Below are 16768 nucleotides of genomic sequence, written 5' to 3'. Positions count from 1 at the left end.
GACGGTAGCACACATTGCCACACAGAATTTACAGGAGTTCATTGACCCCATTCGGGCGGTCGGCCATCCTGAATTCACTGGCCGTGTGCCCGAGTGGTTCAGGGAACCGTCTGCAAAGCGGTGTACGCGGGTTCAATTCCCGCCACGGCCTCGAAAAGGGAATTGCCGGTCGGCTCGAAACGGTCGACCGGCAATTCCGCATTCTCCGTTCCGGATCCGCGCATTCGGATCCGGATTCCCCGCTCAGGCCGTGACGGCGTCCTCCGCCCGGATCGGCAGCCGGCCGACCGGCAGGCCGGTGGCGGCCCGGACGGCGGCGGCGACGGCCGAGGGCGCGACCACCGCCGGCACCGCGCTGACCGCCTTGGCGCCGAAGGTGGCCACCACGTCCCGCTCCTCCAGCAGCGCGGCGATCCGCACCTCCGGGGTGTCCAGCGAGGTGGGCAGCCGGTAGCCGGTGAGCGACGGGTTGCCCAGCAGCCCGCCCGCGGTCTGCAGGTCCTCCATCAGCGCCAGGCCCACGCCCTGGGCCACGCCCGCCTCGATCCGGTCCTCGATCTGGCGCGGGTTGAGCGCCCGGCCGACGTCCTGGGCGACGGTCATCTCGACCACCCGCACGGCTCCCAGCTCGATGTCCACGTCCACCACCGCGCGCATCGCGCAGAAGGAGATGGAGACGAAGGCGTCACCCTGACCGGACTCGTCCAGCGGCTCGGTCGGGTGCGGGCGGCACTGGGCGGTGGCCCAGAGCTCCTTGCCCTCCAGCGCCTCGACGACCGGCATGCCGAGCACCCCGTCGTAGGAGGTGATCTTGCCGTCGGCGATCTGCAGCAGCTCCACCGACATCCCGAAGTTGGCCGCGATCGGCTGCAGCAGCTGGTGGCGGACCATCAGCGCGGCCCGCTCGACCGCCCCGCCGGAGACCCAGGTGTGCCGGCCCCGCGCGGAGGGCCCGGCGATCGACTGGTCGCTGTCGGCCGGCGCGATGTAGACCTCGCTGACGCCCAGCACGGTCTGCACGATCTGCCGGGCCAGTGTGGCGAAGCCCTGCCCGGCGTCGACGGCCGCGCAGATCACCGTGGCGTGGTCGCCGCTGACCCGCACGGTGGCGGTGGAGACCTCGTCCTCGCCCTCGGCGCCCAGCATGTGCACCATGCCGACGGCGTAGCCGATCCCGCGCCGCACCGCCGCCGGGTCCCCGGCGCCGCCGGGCCCGCCGGGCAGCAGCCACTCGGCGTCCGGGTCGTCCACCGGCAGGGCCGGCAGCGGCTCGGCGGCCACCGCGTCCAGCAGCGCCTTCACCGGCGCCGGGCAGGTGACGGCCTGTCCGGTGGGCAGCGGGTCACCGGTGGACATCGCGTTGCGGCGCCGGATCTCCACCGGGTCCACGCCGACCCGGGCGGCCAGCTGGTCCATCTGCGACTCGTACGCGAAGCAGGCCTGCAGCGCGCCCTCGCCGCGCATCCGCCCGGCCGGCGGGTTGTTGGTGCGCACCGCCCAGGCGTCCACGAACACGTTCGGGCAGACGTACGGGCCGACCGAGAAGGCCGTCGCGGCGGCCAGCGCCTCGGCCGAGACGTCCGCGTAGGCGCCGCCGTCCAGCAGGATCTGCGCCTCCACCTTCACCAACGTGCCTTCGGCGTCGGCGTGGTGGCGGTAGCGCAGGAGGGCGGGGTGGCGCGAGGTGTGGGTGTGGAAGGACTCCTCGCGGGTGAGGGTCATCTTCACCGGGCGGCCGGTGCGCAGCGCCAGCAGCGCCAGGGTGACCTGGAAGGAGAGGTCCTCGCGGTCGGTGGTGGCGCCGGGCACGCCGGTGACCACCAGTCGGACCCGGTCCGGCTCCAGGCCGAGGCAGGCGGCGGTGCGGTCGCGGTCGCCGTGCGGGTCGGTGGAGGACAGGTGCAGCTCCACCCCGCCGTCCGGGCGCGGCACGGCCAGCCCGGCCTCGGCGCCGAGCGGGGCCGGGTCCTGCCGGCCGACCTGGTAGAGGCCCTCGACGACGATCTCGCCGACCGCGTCCGGGTCCCCGGTGCGCAGCGGCAGGTGGCGGAACAGGTTGCCGTCCGGGTGCAGCGCCGGGGCGGTGAAGGCCTGCTCGGGATCGGTGACCGCCTCCAGCGGCTCGTAGTCGACCGTGATCAGGCCGACCGCCAGCCGGGCGGTGTCCGGGTGGTCGGCGGCGACCGCGGCGATCGGCTCGCCGTGGTGGCGCACCACGCCCGAGGCCAGCACCGGCCGGTCGGCGACGATCGGGCCGGCCGGGGCGCCGTCCGGCAGGCCGTCCGGACCGGGCGGCAGGTCGGCGGCGGTGACCACGGCGTGCACCCCCGGCAGGGCGAGCGCGGCCGAGGTGTCGATGCCGCGGATCCGGGCGTGCGGGTGCGGCGAGCGCAGCACCGCGCCCCACAGCAGCCCTTCGGCCCACAGGTCCGCGGCGTACGGGTAGATGCCGAGCGCCTTCGGCAGCGCGTCGCTGCGCAGCGGGGAGCTGCCCAGGCCGAAGGGTTCCGGTGCGGCGTCGCCCTCGCCGCCGTCCTGCTGGAGTGCTGCGCCGATGTCGGTAGGCGACGTCATGATGCGTGGTCGTCCTCGGGGAGCCGGATGCCGTGGGCAGGGGTGGCGCCGTAGGGGACGCCGGTGGTCGGGACGCCGGCCGGGGCAACACCGCCGGCCGGGGCACCGTGCGGGTCCGCGTAGGGGGTGCCGTGCGGGGGCGTGCCGTCGTGGACGGCGCCCGGCAGCGGGGTGCCGTGCGCGGGGGTGGGCTCGTAGACCGGGGCGTCGTAGCCGGTGTCGTAGCCGGTGTCGTAGCCGTTCTGCTGCTGGTGGCCGTCCGGGTAGCCGGCCGGCACGTAGGTGCCGTGGGCGGGGGTGGCCTGGTACGGCTGCTCGGGGTAGCCCTGCGGCTGGTAGTACACCTGGTCGTCGACGGCCTGGGCGGGGATGCCGGGCTGCATCGCCGTCAGGGCGGAGGTGTCGTACACGCCGGTGTCGTAACCGCCGTCGCCGTAGGGCTGTTCGACCGGCGGCTGGACCTGCACCTGGGCCTGGTCGGGGGCGGCGGCGGGCTCGGCCAGCGGCTGGGGGACGTGCTCGATCCAGGCCTCGGCGTCGGCGTAGACCGGCGGCTCGACCACCGGCTCCGGCTCGACGGCGGCCGGCTGCCCGACGGTGGGGGGCTGCTCGGCGGGCGCGGCGGCGGCGTCCGGTGCCCCGGCGTCGGCGGACGGTTCGGCGGCGGCCTCCTCGGCGGCGGCAGCGGCGGCCCGCTCCGCCTCCTCGGCCTCCAGGGCGCGGGCGTCCGCGACGGTCTGGACGGCGGCCAGCACGCCGCGGTAGCCGGTGCAGCGGCAGAGGTTGCCGCACAGCGCCTGCCGGGCCTCGACCTCGGTGGGCCGGTGGTTGCGCTGGAGCAGGTCGTGCACGGCCATCGCCATGCCGGGGGTGCAGTAGCCGCACTGCACGGCTCCGGAGGCGGCCAGCGCCTGCTGGACGTCGCTCGCGGCACCGCCGGCCGACAGGCCCTCGACGGTGTTGATCTCGCTGTCGGCGGCCAGCGCGGCGGGCACCAGGCAGCCGGCCACCAGCTGGCCGTCCACCTGCACCGAGCAGGCCCCGCACTCGCCCTGCTCGCAGCCGTCCTTGGCGCCGGCCAGGCCGAGCCGCTCGCGCAGCACGTAGAGCAGGCTCTCGCCGATCCAGGCGTCGGTGACGGGCCGTTCGAAACCGTTGACCCGCAGCGTGTAGGAGGCGCACGGGCGCAGCTCCCGACTGACCTGCGGGGCGAGGCCGAGCGGGTCGGCGTCGAGGGTCTCGATGGGGTCTGTGGTCACTTCAGCGCCCTTCCCAGTGCCCGTCGGGCCAGCACCGATACGGTACGCCGCAGCCGAACGGCGGCCGCGGTCGGCCCCTCGGTCACGGCCTCCCAGGCGCCCTCGGCGCCGTAGTTGTCGGGGACGCAGGCGGCGGCCACGTACTCGCCGAAGGCGGCGCCGGCCGCCGGGTCGATCTCCCGGCTGCCGTCCCAGTCGATGCAGCCGGCCACCCAGGCCTCGGCCTCCAGCGGGCGCAGCGGCACCGGGGCGACGGCGCCGACGGCGCAGCGCACGGCGCGCCGGGCCGGGTCGAGGACGAGCGCGACGGAGGCGGTGGCACGGGCCGGACCGCTGCGGCCGGTGGCCTTGAGGAAGACCTGCGGCGCGTGCAGCAGCGGGACCCTTACCCAGGTGAGCAGTTCGCCCGGGCGCACCGGGTCCAGGCCGGTCAGCAGGTGACTGACCGGTACCTCGCGGCTGGCGCCGGCCCGGGCGAGGGTGACGGTGGCCTCCAGGGCGGCGAGCACCGGGAGGGTGTCGCCGGCCGGGGCGGCGGTGACGATGTTGCCTCCGAGGGTGCCGACGTTGCGGACCTGCGGCGGGCCGGCGGTGCGGGCGGCGTCGGCGAGGGCGGGGATGAGCGCGGCGAAGTCGGGGCGGTCCATCCGGGCGTGGGTGAGTCCGGCGCCGAGCACGGCGGTGCCGCCGTCCTCGTAGCGCCAGCCGCGCAGTTCGGTGATCCGGCCGAGCCCGACCAGGGCGGCGGGGCGCAGCCGTCCGGCGTTGACGGCCTCCATGAGGTCGGTGGCTCCGGCCACCGGTACCGCGGCCGGGGCGGCGGCCAGCGCGTCGACGGCCTCGTCGAGCGAGGCCGGCAGCATGATCGTCCGGTTCACCTGGGTCCCACCGTGCTCCACTTGCTCATCGATCGCTCGCCGCCCGCGGCCGCGGCCGCACTGTCCGCGTCAGCAGCCCGGCCTGGCCGTAGGGTACGGGCGATCGGGCCGGGTTGGGCAACTCTGGCACACAATGCTCGATGATCATTTCGGGGCCGGTGAACGGGACTGCCCGATTGGTACGGATACCGGGCGGTATCTGCCCCGGCCTTGACCAAGCCGGGGCAGATGTTCATCTTTTCTTGACGTCAGATGACCGCCCATAAGTTCCCGAAGGACACATCGGCGCAACGGAGCACCGGCTCAGCGCACCGGCGGCGGCCCCTCGATCGGCCGCCCCGCCACCCCGGGCCGGCGCTGCCACGGATGCGGGCCGTCCAGCGGGCGGTACTCGACGCCGAGCGCGTCCAGCACCTCCAGGTGGCCGCGCAGCCGGCGCTCGAAGCCCGGGTAGTCGCGTTCGGCCGGCTCGGCGGGCAGCTCGGACCAGGCAACCTCGGCGAAGGCGACCAGCCGGGGGAAGACCCGGTAGTCGACGTCCCGGGCGCTGTCCGCGAACTCGCTCCACAGGTTGGCCTGGGTGCCGATGACGTGCCGGGCGGCGGCCTCGTCCAGCTGCGGCGGGACCGGCTCGAAGCGGTAGACGTCCTCCAGCGTGCGCACGAAGCCGACCGGGATCGGCTCGTCCGGCCCGTCCGCCTGCCGGTGGTCGAGGTAGACGTGCTGCTCGGGGCACATCACCACGTCGTGCCCGGCCTTCGCGGCCGCGATCCCCCCGCCGAACCCCCGCCAGGACGACACCGCCGCGCGTGACCGCCCCCACGCCTCCGGGCGCTCGGTGCCCGACGCCGACGCTCCTCCCTCCGGCGCCCCCTCCTCCGCCGGTCGCCCGTCGCCCGTCGCTTCGGGCACCGGCGCGCCCTTCGGCGTGGTGGCGACGGCGAGACCCCCCTCCAGGATCTCGTCCCAGCCGATCAGCCGACGGCCCCGCTCGGCCAGCCAGCGGTCGAAGTGCCGGATGACGTGGCTCTGCAGCTCGTCCTCGTTGGCCAGGCCCAGCTCGCGGATCCGGGCCTGGGCGGCGGCGCTGTCCTTCCACTGCTCCTTGGGGCACTCGTCGCCGCCGAGGTGGACGAACTCGGACGGGAACAGCTCCAGGACCTCCTCCAGCACCCCCTCGAAGAAGCGCAGGGTCTCCTCGGAGGCGTTGAGGACGTGGTGGCTCACCCCCCAGTCCGTCCAGACGCCGAGCGCGGCGGTGTCCACCACGTCGGTGTTGCCCAGCTCGGGGTAGGCGGCGACGGCGGCCTGGGTGTGGCCGGGCAGGTCGATCTCCGGGACGACGGTGACCCCGCGCGCGGCCGCGTAGGCGACGATCTCGCGCAGGTCGTCCTGGGTGTAGTAGCCGCCGTGCGGGCGGTCGTCCCGGCGCTGCCCGGACCGGTAGCCCACCATCGAGCGCTCCCGCCAGGCGCCGCGCCCGGTCAGCCTCGGGTAGCGCTTGATCTCCACCCGCCAGCCCTGGTCGTCGGTCAGGTGCAGGTGCAGCACGTTGAGCTTGTGCGCGGCCAGCAGGTCGACGAAGCGCAGCACGTCGGACTTGGGCAGGAAGTGCCGGGCGACGTCCAGCAGCGCGCCGCGCCAGCCGAACCGGGGCGCGTCCGCGATGTCCGCGCCGGGCAGCACCCAGCCCTCCCGGCGCAGCGGGGAGCGGCGGTAGGCGTCCGGTCCCAGCAGCTGCCGCAGGGTCTGCGCGGCCCACGACGCACCGGCCGGGCCGCCCGCGGCGAGCAGGGCGTGGCCGGGGCGCACCGAGATCCGGTACGCCTCGGCGGCCAGGGCGTCGTCCAGGACCAGTTCGATGCCCGTGCCCGGCCGGCCCGGACCGAGCGGGAGCCCGGTGGCCGCGGACAGCGTGCCGCGCAGCCACCGCTCGGCGTCGGACAGGCCGGGCGGCGCGGTCAGCGTGGTGGTGGCGTCGAGCGGGAAGTCCTCGTCCGGGCGCCGGACGGCACTCGAAGGTGCGGGAATGAGGTCCATTCCGACATCCTGCCCAGGCCCGCCACGATTGGCATAGACCAGTTCCGAAACGCGGTGCTATGCAAAACGGCGTTCCGCGGACGGACGGCTACTGCTTGTCGCCGTCGCCGCCCTGCGGCTTGCCGATGCCGTCGTAGATCTCCTTGCACATCGGGCAGACCGGGTACTTCTTCGGGTCGCGCCCGGGCACCCACACCTTGCCGCACAGCGCCACGACCGGGGACCCGGAGAGCGCGCTCTCCATGATCTTGTCCTTCTGGACGTAGTGCGCGAAGCGCTCGTGGTCGCCGTCCCCGTGGGACACCTGCGGGACGGGCTCGACCAGGGTGCCGGTGCCGAGGCCGCGCTCGGGCTCAAGAGTGCTCATGAGTGCCAAGTCTATGGGCGCCCCCGGAAACCGGGCCAGTGTCGCACCGCGGGCCCGGCCCCGGGGGCGGCCGCTCAGTTCATCGTCGGGTCGTCCGGATAGGTCGCCAGAAGGGCCAGCGGGCCGCGCTGGCGGCGCAGCACCGCGCGCCACAGCCGCTCCGGCTCGGGGCTGGAGACGTCCCCCGGCTCGCAGTCCACCAGGTACCAGGCGCCGCTCTCCAGCTCCGCCTCCAGCTGGCCCGGCGACCAGCCGGCGTACCCGGCGAAGATCCGCAGGCTCCCCAGCTCCCCGGCCAGCACCTCGGGTGGCGCCTCCAGGTCCACCAGGCCGATCGCGCCGTGCACCCGCCGCCAGCCGAGCGGCTCGCCGGAGCTGGGCTCCCCCGGGGCGACCGCCAGGCCGAGCGCCGAGTCCAGCGCCACCGGCCCGCCCTGGAAGACCACCGCCGGCTGGCCGACGAGTCTGCCCCAGCCGTCCAGGACACTGCCCACCTCGACCGGCGTCGGCCGGTTGAGCACCACGCCGAGCGCCCCCTCGGCGTCGTGGTCGAGGAGCAGTACCACCGCCCGGGCGAAGTTGGGGTCGGTGAGCACGGGCGTCGCGACGAGCAGACGGCCGGTGTGCGACCGGCCTCCGTGCGAATGGGCCGCCGTCATGCCACACATGATCCCGCAGAACGGCCCCGGTCGGACACCGCAACACTCGAAACCCCGCCACGCCGGACGAACACCCGTACGGCCGAACCGGCGGGCGGGAGCGGGGCCGGAGAGAGCACCATCACGGGAGAGGCTCACGGGAACCACCGGGACGCCTACTACCATCTACGGATGGTGGACGCCCCTCTACGGTGCCGACTCGGATTCTCCGGGGGCCCGAACGCGCCCGTACGCCCGTACCACCGGTCCACCAACGGTTCCGCACCGGAGCCGTTCCCACTCCTCTGGCACCCCGGATTGCGAGAACGATGACCGACGACGTCCTGCTGGTCCACGGCGGAAACCCGCTCGAAGGCGAGATCCGCGTCCGCGGTGCGAAGAACCTGGTCCCCAAGGCCATGGTCGCCGCCCTCCTCGGCCAGGGCCCCAGCAGACTGCGCAACGTCCCGGACATCCGCGACGTCAAGGTGGTCCGCGGCCTGCTGCAGCTGCACGGCGTGACCGTGCGCACCGGCGACGAGGACGGCGAGCTGATCCTCGACCCCTCGCACGTCGAGAGCGCCAACGTGGCCGACATCGACGCCCACGCGGGTTCCTCCCGGATCCCGATCCTGTTCTGCGGCCCGCTGCTGCACCGCCTCGGCCACGCCTTCATCCCGGGCCTGGGCGGCTGCGACATCGGCGGCCGGCCCGTCGACTTCCACTTCGAGGTGCTGCGTCAGTTCGGCGCCACCATCGAGAAGCACCCGCAGGGCACCTACCTGGTCGCCCCGCAGCGGCTGCGCGGCACCAAGATCGAGCTGCCCTACCCCTCGGTCGGCGCGACCGAGCAGGTGCTGCTCACGGCCGTCCTCGCCGAGGGCGTCACCGAGCTGCGCAACGCGGCCATCGAGCCGGAGATCGTCGACCTGATCTGCGTGCTGCAGAAGATGGGCGCGATCATCACCCTGGGCACGGACCGCACCATCCTGATCACCGGTGTGGACGAGCTGGGCGGCTACACCCACCGCGCCCTGCCGGACCGCCTGGAGGCCGCCTCCTGGGCCTGCGCGGCGCTCGCCACCAAGGGCGACATCTACGTCCGCGGCGCCCGCCAGCTGGAGATGATGACCTTCCTCAACACCTTCCGGAAGGTCGGTGGCGCCTTCGAGGTGGACGACGAGGGCATCCGCTTCTGGCACCCGGGCGGCGAGCTCAAGGCGATCGCCCTGGAGACCGACGTGCACCCGGGCTTCCAGACCGACTGGCAGCAGCCGCTGGTGGTCGCGCTGACCCAGGCCACCGGGCTGTCCATCGTGCACGAGACGGTGTACGAGTCCCGGCTGGGCTTCACCGGCGCGCTGAACCAGATGGGCGCGCACATCCAGCTCTACCGCGAGTGCCTGGGCGGCACCCCGTGCCGCTTCGGCGCTCGCAACTTCCTGCACTCCGCGGTCGTCTCCGGCCCGTCCAAGCTGATCGGCGCCGAGCTGGTCATCCCGGACCTGCGCGGCGGCTTCTCGTACCTGATCGCGGCGCTGGCGGCCGAGGGCACCTCGACCGTGCACGGCATCGACCTGATCAACCGCGGCTACGAGAACTTCATGGAGAAGCTGCGGGACCTCGGCGCCCACGTCGAGCTGCCCAGCGAGCAGTTGGTCGACGCGTAGCGGCCGGCACACGGCGAGAGGCCGGGCTCCCCGCGGGGAGCCCGGCCTCTCGGGCGTTCAAGGGGTGACTCAGGCGCCCTTGGCGGCTTCCTTCAGCTTGGAGCCGGCGCTGACCTTGGCGCTGTAGCCGGCCGCGATCTGGATCGGCTCACCGGTCTGCGGGTTGCGGGCGGTGCGGGCAGCGCGGTGGGTGCGCTCGAAGGTCAGGAAACCGGGGATGGTGACCTTCTCGTCGCCCTTGGCGACGACCTCGCCGACGATCTCGGCGAAGGCGGCCAGAACGGCGTCGGCGTCCTTGCGGGTCACCTCGGCGCGCTCGGACAGCGCGGCCACCAGCTCACTGCGGTTCATGTGTACTCCTGTGGTCTGTTCGCTTGCGGTGTGCGGGGGCCCATCGGTGCTCCCACCGGGGGGCACCCGGATGGGCCGCAGGTCCGCACACTGTGCTCATGCAGGCAATGCGTGGTCGCAGGCCGGGTCCGTACCCGATGCCGCGCGCCGGAGCCGTCGAAGGCCCGCCCGCCCGCCTGGGAACGAATCCTGCCCCGACCGGCCCCGAGAAAGCCAATCGGGCCCCGGCCGAGCCACCCGAACAATGCCCGCCCGTTGGAGGTGTGACGCTCCGTCGGCTCCGGCGGACCGGGCGCGGGCGGCGGTCGGGACGACACGCCGGAAGACCAGGGGGACGTTCCGTACTTGTCGGACACGCCTGCCCCGTGCAGGGCTACCGTACGCCCTAGGCACGACAAGCCCAAACACGCCCCTCGCCCTTGTGTCGCAAGGGTTCGGGGCGGGCTTGGGCGAGTATGGCCGCTAATCGGACATTTGACCGATCGACGACACGTCGTCGGGTGCCGTGCTCAGAGCTTGACGACGGGGAAGGCGGAGGTGTCGAGGGTGCCGACGATGCCGGGGGTCGGACGGGCCGGGGCGGGCGCCTGGGCGTCGGCCAGGGCGGCGTCGCGCACCGCGGCGGCGACGGTCTTGGCGACGTCCTTGTGGAAGACGCTCGGGATGATGTAGTTGGCGTTCAGCTCGTCGTCGCCGACGGTGGTGGCCAGCGCCCGCGCGGCGGCGATCATCATCTCGGTGTTGACCGTGCGGCTCTGGGCGTCCAGCAGGCCGCGGAAGACGCCCGGGAACACCAGCACGTTGTTGATCTGGTTCGGGAAGTCGCTGCGGCCGGTGGCGACCACGGCGGCGGTCTGCCGGGCGACGGCCGGGTCGACCTCCGGGTCCGGGTTGGCCAGCGCGAAGACGATGGCCTGCTCGGCCATGGTGGCCAGGTCGTCGCCGTCCAGGACGTTCGGGGCCGACACGCCGATGAAGACGTCGGCGCCCGCCACGGCCTCCTTGAGGGTGCCGGTGCGGCCCGAGCGGTTGGTGTGCTCGGCGATCCAGCGCAGGCTCTCGTTGAGGTCGTCACGGCCCAGGTGGACCACGCCGCGGACGTCCGCGACGGTGGCGTGCTCGACACCGGCGGCCATCAGCAGCTTGAGGATCGCGGTGCCGGCGGCGCCGGCGCCCGACATCACCACGCGGATGTCGCCGATCTCCTTGCCGACCACCTTCAGCGCGTTGGTGAGGGCGGCCAGCACCACGATCGCGGTGCCGTGCTGGTCGTCGTGGAAGACCGGGATGTCCAGGGCCTCGCGCAGCCGGGCCTCGATCTCGAAGCAGCGCGGCGCGGAGATGTCCTCCAGGTTGATGCCGGCGAAGCCCGGGGCGATCGCCTTGACGATGGCGACGATCTCGTCGGTGTCCTGGGTGTCCAGGCAGATCGGCCAGGCGTCGATCCCGGCGAAGCGCTTGAACAGGGCCGCCTTGCCCTCCATGACGGGCAGCGCGGCCGCCGGGCCGATGTTGCCCAGGCCCAGCACCGCCGAGCCGTCGGTGACCACCGCGACGCTGTTGCGCTTGATGGTCAGGCGGCGGGCGTCCTCGGGGTTCTCGGCGATCGCCATGCAGACCCGGGCGACACCCGGGGTGTAGATCATGCTGAGGTCGTCACGGTTGCGGATCGGCAGCTTCGAGGACATCTCGATCTTGCCGCCGAGGTGCATCAGGAAGGTGCGGTCCGAGACCTTGCCGATCGACACGCCGTCGATCGCCCGCAGCTTCTCGACGATCTCCTCGCCGTGGGCCACGGAGGAGGCCGCCACGGTCACGTCGATCCGCAGCGCCTCCAGACCGGAAGCGGTGACGTCGAGACCGGTCACCGATCCGCCGGAGGACTCCACGGCCGTGGTGATCGCACTGACCGCGTTGCCGCGGGCCGGGACCTCCAGTCGCACCGTGATCGAGTTGGAGACACTGGGCACCGTCGCCATCGACGCTTCCTTCTTCCGTCTGTCCCGCAGGCTCAACATTTTGTTGAAGGCATCGCCTGCGCATGCTAGACCTCGATCGTCGCACCTTCCAAGGGATTGCCAGAAATAACGTTCATTGAGTGTGCGGATCCGACAACCGGGCCCGGCCTCCCGCGGTCTTCCGCCCTCCACTCCTTGCCTCTGCGGGCCGATGCGTTACATTGGACAGGCACCGGCTCGATCCAAGCCCCCGGGCCCAACCTTCGTCCCTTAGAGGGACCACTTGCCGCGAGGCGAGCATGGCGGGTCGGTGTTCTAAACGTCTGAAGGCCCCTCACCACCGGTGAGGGGCCTTCGTCATGGGCGGGTCAGCCGTGCAGCAGCGCGGGCACGCCGGCCGCGTCCGGCAGGTCGTCCGGGCCGGACAGCACGGTCAGCCGCTGGGTCGCCCGGGTCAGCGCCACGTACAGCACCCGCAGGCCGGCCTCCGACTCGCCGGCGATGCCGGTCGGGTCGGCGACCACCGTCGCGTCGTACTCCAGGCCCTTGGCCTCCAGGCTGCCCAGCGCCACCACGCGCTCGCCCAGGCCCTCGGCCCAGCCCGCGGCCTCGGCCCGGCGGTCCATCGGCACCACGATCGCCACCGTGCCGTCCACCTCGCCCAGCAGGTGCTCCAGCTCGGCCCTGGCGGCCTTGCCGAAGGCCTCCGGCGCGGGGTCGGTGACGGCCGCGAAGCGCGGCTCCACGCCGACGTGGCGCACCGCGCTCGGCGAGGGCGTGCCCGGCGCGGCCAGCGCCAGCACCTTGGCCGCCACCTCGGCGATCTCGGCCGGGTTGCGGTAGTTGACGGTCAGCGTGAAGCGGCGGCGCGGCTTGCCGGCCAGCACCTCGTCCATCGCCGCCTGGGCCTCCTGCGGGAACGGCCAGGAGGACTGCGCCGGGTCGCCGACGATGGTCCAGGTGGCCATCCGGGACCGGCGGCCGATCATCCGCCACTGCATCGGGGTGAGGTCCTGGGCCTCGTCCACGATGACGTGGGCGTACTCCTTGCGCTCCACCGGCCGGCGGTCGCGCTGGCGGGAGCTGCGGTCGGCGAAGGTGGTGACCTCCTCCAGGCCGCTCAGCAGGTCCACCGCGTCCACCTCGCGGACCTTCGGACGGGCCGGCTCGCCGAGCAGCACCTGCAGCTCGTCCACCAGCGCGACGTCGTGCGCCGACAGCGCGCCCTCGCCCTCCGGCGACAGGTGGCGCCAGGAGGCGGCCAGCAGCTTCGCCTCGTCCGGGGTGACGGCGCGGCGGGCGATCCGGTTGGTGTGCCGGGTCTGCTTGAGCGTGCCGAGGACCCGGCGCGGGCTCAGGGCCGGCCACCAGGCGTCCAGGAAGGCCAGGAAGGCCGGCTCGTCCGAGACGTAGTCGTCGAAGGACTCCTTCTCCTCCTGGCGCTGCTCCCGGGCGTAGTGGTCGGTGGGCTTGGGCAGGTGCCGGGTGGCCTCCTGCCACAGGGCGTCCAGCAGCAGCCGGCGGGCGCGCGGGCGCAGCAGGTTCAGCGGGGTCCCCCCTGAGCCCACCACGTTGCCGCGCACGGCCCTCAGCCGGCCCGCGTCCAGCTTCAGCACCTCGCCGCGGGCGACCACCTTGAGCTCCTGCGGGGCGCCCAGCTCCAGCGCCGCCCGGGCGGCCCGGCGCAGCAGCTGCACCATCCGGGCCGAGCCCTTGACCCGGGCCGCCTCCGGGGTGTCGTAGGTGCCCGCCTCGATGCCGTCCACCAGCGAGCCGACGGCGCGGATGGCGACCTGGCCCTCCTCGCCGAGCGAGGGCAGCACGCCCTCGGTGTAGGAGACCAGCAGCGGGGTCGGCGAGACCACCAGGATGCCCCCGGCGTAGCGGCGGCGGTCCTGGTAGAGCAGGTACGCGGCGCGGTGCAGGGCGACGGCGGTCTTGCCGGTGCCGGGGCCGCCGGTGACGAGCGTGGCGCCGGCCGCGGCGGCGCGGATCACCTCGTCCTGCTCCTTCTGGATCGACGAGACGATGTCGCGCATCGAGTGGCTGCGGGCGCGGCCCAGCGAGGCCATCAGCGCGCCGTCGCCGACCACGGCCAGCTCCTCGCCGTCCAGGGTCGGGGTGAGGTCGGGGCGCAGCAGGTCGTCCTCGACGCCGATCACCTTGCGGCCCTTGGAACGGATCACCCGGCGGCGGATGACCCGGCCCGGCTCGACGGGGGTGGCCCGGTAGAACGGCGCGGCGGCGGGCGCCCGCCAGTCGATCACCAGCGGGCCGTACTCGGCGTCCAGCACGCCCAGGCGGCCGATGTGGAGCGTCTCGGCGACGGCCGGGTCGGCCGGGTCCAGCGGGGTGTCGGACGGGATGCCGTGCTCCTCCGGGGCGTCCGCCTGCTGGAGGTCGATCCGGCCGAAGAGGAAGTCCTCGAACTCGTTGTTGAGGCGCTGGAGGTGGGCGCCGGCCCGGTAGACCTGGGCGTCGCGCTCGGCGAGGGCGCCGGGGGTGCCGACGTGGACCCGCTTGGCGGCGTCCTCCAGGATGTACTCGGCCTCGGCGAGCTTCTCCTCCAGCCGGTGGTAGACGGTGTCGAGGTGCTGCTGTTCACCGGCGATCTCGCGCTCGCGGACGGTCTCGTGATCGGCGGTGGGGGTGGTGTCCGTGTTGCTCTGCATGGCCTCGGGGGTTGCGGCGGAATCCGGCTCCGGAAAACGAGCGGACGGATGATCCTACGCCCGGGCGGGCGGACGCGCCGCACCGGGACGGTAAAAATTCGAAGGCCGCCCTCCGCGTGAGCGGTGGACGGCCTTCGGTGTGAACATGGGGTGGTGGAGATGCCGGGAATCGAACCCGGGTCCAGTGGAGTTAATTCAGGGCTTCTCCGAGCGCAGTCCGCTGTGCTTTTCTCGGCCCTGGCGGTCACGCGGACAAGCCGCCAACAGGCCCAGCTGCTGTTTGATTTCCCATCCGCCCCCGCAGCCCGGGCGGACGGTTGAGTTCCCTAGATTATGCCAGGGTCCGGGTCGGGAACTCCCCGGTCTGACACCCAAGCGCTATCGGTGCTTATTAGGCAGCGAGAGCGAACTGCTGGGAATCGCGCTTAGAGTTGGCGATTATTTTTTTGCGACACGTGGTTAACGAGATCATTGCCGCGTTCCTCGGCTCGCTTCCCCTGTTTCAACATCCCCTGTCGAAACCGATCATCCCCATGTTTTTTTGAGAAACAGCTCGGACGGTGACCGTCCGTGTTGCTTGCGCCATAGTACGCGAGGCGACGGGCGAGGGTCCAGCGGATTAACGCTGGCGCCGCCGGGCCGCCGCCACCGCGCGGGCCGCCTCGCGGGTGTCCTGCTTCTCGCGGAGCGTCTGGCGCTTGTCGTACAGCTTCTTGCCGACCGCGAGCGCGAGTTCCAGCTTGACCCGGCCGTCCTTGAAGTACAGCGACAGCGGGACCAGCGTGTGGCCCGCGTCGCGGACCTTGGTCTCGATCTTGCGGATCTCCAGCTTGTGCAGCAGCAGCTTGCGCTTGCGCCGGGCCGCGTGGTTGGTCCACGTCCCCTGGGTGTACTCGGGGATGAAGACGTTGTCGATCCACGCCTCGTGGTTCTGGATGTAGGCGTAGCCGTCGACCAGGTTGGCCCGTCCCTCCCGCAGCGACTTGACCTCGGTGCCGGTGAGGACGAGGCCGCACTCGTAGGTGTCGAGGATCGTGTACTCGTGTCGCGCCTTCTTGTTCTGCGCGATCAGCTTCTGTCCGGTTTCCTTTGCCATAGCCCGGTCATTCTCGCACTCCGCGGCCGGATCGGGCAGCTGCTTTAGGGGCCGTCCGGCCGGTCAGGACCGGGTCCCGAGTCCGGCGAGGACGCGCAGGGCCAGCGCGTCGGCGTCCTCGCCCGCGGTGGCCGGGACGTCCGGAGCCAGGCCGGTGCCGTCCAGGGAGCGCCCGGCCGGGGTGTGGTAGCGGCCGACGGTCATCTCCAGCACGGCGCCGTCGGCGAGCCGGCTGGGCTGCTGGACGGTGCCCTTGCCGAAGGTCCGCGAACCCACCACCACGGCGCGGCTGCGGTCCTGCAGGGCGCCGGCGAGCAGTTCGGCGGCGCTCATCGTGCCGCCGTCCACCAGCACCACCAGCGGGGTGCGCGCGTCGCCGCCGGGCGGGGCGGCCAACTCCCGCGTTCCGCCGCGCTCCTGGTACGAGCCGACCGGTCCGCCGTCCAGGAAGCTCCCGGCGGTGCCGACCGCCTCGTCCACCAACCCGCCGGAGTTGCCGCGCAGATCGAGCACCGCCCCGGTGTGCGGGGCGCGCAGCGCGGCGCGCACCTGGTCGGCCACGCCGCTGGTGAAGGCCCGGACGGTGATCCGCAGCACGCCGTGGTCCAGGTGCTCCGCGGTGACCTGCCGGCTGTCCAGCAGCACCCGCTCCAGCCGCAGTTCGCGCACCTCGCCGTCGCCGCGCCGCACGGCCAGGGTGACCTCGGAGCCGGCCCGGCGCTCGTCGCCCTGCCCGCGCAGCCGGGCGACCACCTCGGTGACCGGCAGCCGGTCGGCCTGGTCCGGGCCGATCCGCAGCAGCCGGTCGCCGGGGGCGATCCCGGCCCGGGCAGCCGGTCCGGCCGGGACGACCTGGGAGACCTCGGTGACGCCGTCCTCGCCGCGGCCGACCGACAGGCCGACGCCGGGGTAGCGGCCGTCCAGGCCCTGGCTGAACTCCGCGTACTCCTGCGCGGTGTAGTACGCGCCCCAGCGGTCGCCGCCGGCCGCGAGCAGGTGCTCGGCCTGCTGCTCCGACAGCGCCCTGCCGGACGGGTCCGCCGGGAGCCCGGCGGCGGCCGGGGCGTGGTCGGCGGAGGCGCGGCCCGGCGGATCGCCCGGGTCGCCCCAGGCGCCGGTGGCGGCGCCGGCCAGCAGCACGGCGCCGAACACCAGGCTGAGGGCGGCCACCTGACGCGCCCTGCGCGGAGTTTGCAGCATGGCACCGGAGTGTAGACACCGCGCCGCGCGCGGCGGGCCGGAACGAGCGGTAGCGGAACGGCGAC

12 protein-coding genes, 1 tRNA gene and 1 other RNA gene are annotated in these 16768 nt (G+C 73.3%); 2 read left to right on the top strand and 12 right to left on the bottom strand.

The features are described 5' to 3' along the window. Positions 1 to 79 precede the first annotated feature (79 nt). A tRNA-Cys gene (locus tag ACFV1W_RS12900) sits at positions 80 to 151 on the top strand. A 92-nt stretch (positions 152 to 243) separates the two neighbouring features. On the opposite strand, the gene ACFV1W_RS12895 is transcribed toward ACFV1W_RS12900, so the two are convergent. The 6 genes from ACFV1W_RS12895 to ACFV1W_RS12870 form a co-directional block, all read right to left on the bottom strand. Next, positions 244 to 2574, bottom strand: coding sequence for a xanthine dehydrogenase family protein molybdopterin-binding subunit (locus ACFV1W_RS12895; RefSeq protein ID WP_380415796.1), 2331 nt, complete (start codon positions 2572 to 2574; stop codon positions 244 to 246). Next, a complete protein-coding gene (locus tag ACFV1W_RS12890; protein WP_380415795.1) occupies positions 2571 to 3833 on the bottom strand; it encodes a 2Fe-2S iron-sulfur cluster-binding protein in 1263 nt (420 codons plus the stop codon). The genes ACFV1W_RS12895 and ACFV1W_RS12890 overlap by 4 nt, the downstream gene beginning before the upstream one ends. After that, entirely contained in the window at positions 3830 to 4696 is an 867-nt protein-coding gene (locus ACFV1W_RS12885) for a xanthine dehydrogenase family protein subunit M (RefSeq protein WP_046385723.1), read from the bottom strand. The genes ACFV1W_RS12890 and ACFV1W_RS12885 overlap by 4 nt, the downstream gene beginning before the upstream one ends. A 318-nt stretch (positions 4697 to 5014) precedes the next feature. Further along, positions 5015 to 6751, bottom strand: a complete 1737-nt coding sequence (locus ACFV1W_RS12880) for a beta-N-acetylhexosaminidase (RefSeq protein WP_380415794.1) — start codon at positions 6749 to 6751, stop codon at positions 5015 to 5017. Between the two features lie 88 nt (positions 6752 to 6839). Further along, positions 6840 to 7118 (bottom strand): DUF3039 domain-containing protein, encoded by a 279-nt coding sequence (locus tag ACFV1W_RS12875; RefSeq protein ID WP_030283993.1) that lies wholly within the window; start codon positions 7116 to 7118, stop codon positions 6840 to 6842. Positions 7119 to 7192: 74 nt separating this feature from the next. Then, positions 7193 to 7786: a YqgE/AlgH family protein gene (locus ACFV1W_RS12870; RefSeq protein ID WP_380415792.1), complete on the bottom strand. Its 594-nt coding sequence runs from the start codon at positions 7784 to 7786 to the stop codon at positions 7193 to 7195. A gap of 299 nt (positions 7787 to 8085) precedes the next feature. Here ACFV1W_RS12870 and murA point away from each other — a divergent pair, with 299 nt between their 5' ends. Then, complete coding sequence (murA, locus tag ACFV1W_RS12865) at positions 8086 to 9426, top strand: UDP-N-acetylglucosamine 1-carboxyvinyltransferase (protein ID WP_030283988.1); 1341 nt, start codon at positions 8086 to 8088, stop codon at positions 9424 to 9426. A gap of 69 nt (positions 9427 to 9495) precedes the next feature. Here murA and ACFV1W_RS12860 read toward each other — a convergent pair whose 3' ends face one another. The 6 genes from ACFV1W_RS12860 to ACFV1W_RS12835 all read right to left on the bottom strand — a co-directional run bounded on the left by ACFV1W_RS12860 (position 9496) and on the right by ACFV1W_RS12835 (position 16703). After that, entirely contained in the window at positions 9496 to 9777 is a 282-nt protein-coding gene (locus tag ACFV1W_RS12860; RefSeq protein ID WP_030059737.1) for an HU family DNA-binding protein, read from the bottom strand. 509 nt (positions 9778 to 10286) lie between these two features. Further along, complete coding sequence (locus tag ACFV1W_RS12855) at positions 10287 to 11756, bottom strand: NAD-dependent malic enzyme (RefSeq protein WP_380415790.1); 1470 nt, start codon at positions 11754 to 11756, stop codon at positions 10287 to 10289. 347 nt (positions 11757 to 12103) lie between these two features. Beyond that, complete coding sequence (locus tag ACFV1W_RS12850) at positions 12104 to 14407, bottom strand: HelD family protein (RefSeq protein ID WP_380415789.1); 2304 nt, start codon at positions 14405 to 14407, stop codon at positions 12104 to 12106. A 151-nt stretch (positions 14408 to 14558) separates the two neighbouring features. Continuing rightward, positions 14559 to 14940: a transfer-messenger RNA gene (gene ssrA / locus ACFV1W_RS12845) on the bottom strand. Positions 14941 to 15026: 86 nt separating this feature from the next. Further along, positions 15027 to 15503, bottom strand: coding sequence for an SsrA-binding protein SmpB (gene smpB, locus ACFV1W_RS12840; RefSeq protein WP_350741094.1), 477 nt, complete (start codon positions 15501 to 15503; stop codon positions 15027 to 15029). 63 nt (positions 15504 to 15566) lie between these two features. Further along, complete coding sequence (locus ACFV1W_RS12835; protein ID WP_380415788.1) at positions 15567 to 16703, bottom strand: S41 family peptidase; 1137 nt, start codon at positions 16701 to 16703, stop codon at positions 15567 to 15569. Positions 16704 to 16768: the final 65 nt, after the last annotated feature.

Source organism: Kitasatospora sp. NPDC059648 (genome assembly GCF_042734825.1).
GTDB lineage: Bacteria > Actinomycetota > Actinomycetes > Streptomycetales > Streptomycetaceae > Kitasatospora.
This window is presented reverse-complemented; position numbering and strand designations above follow the sequence as displayed.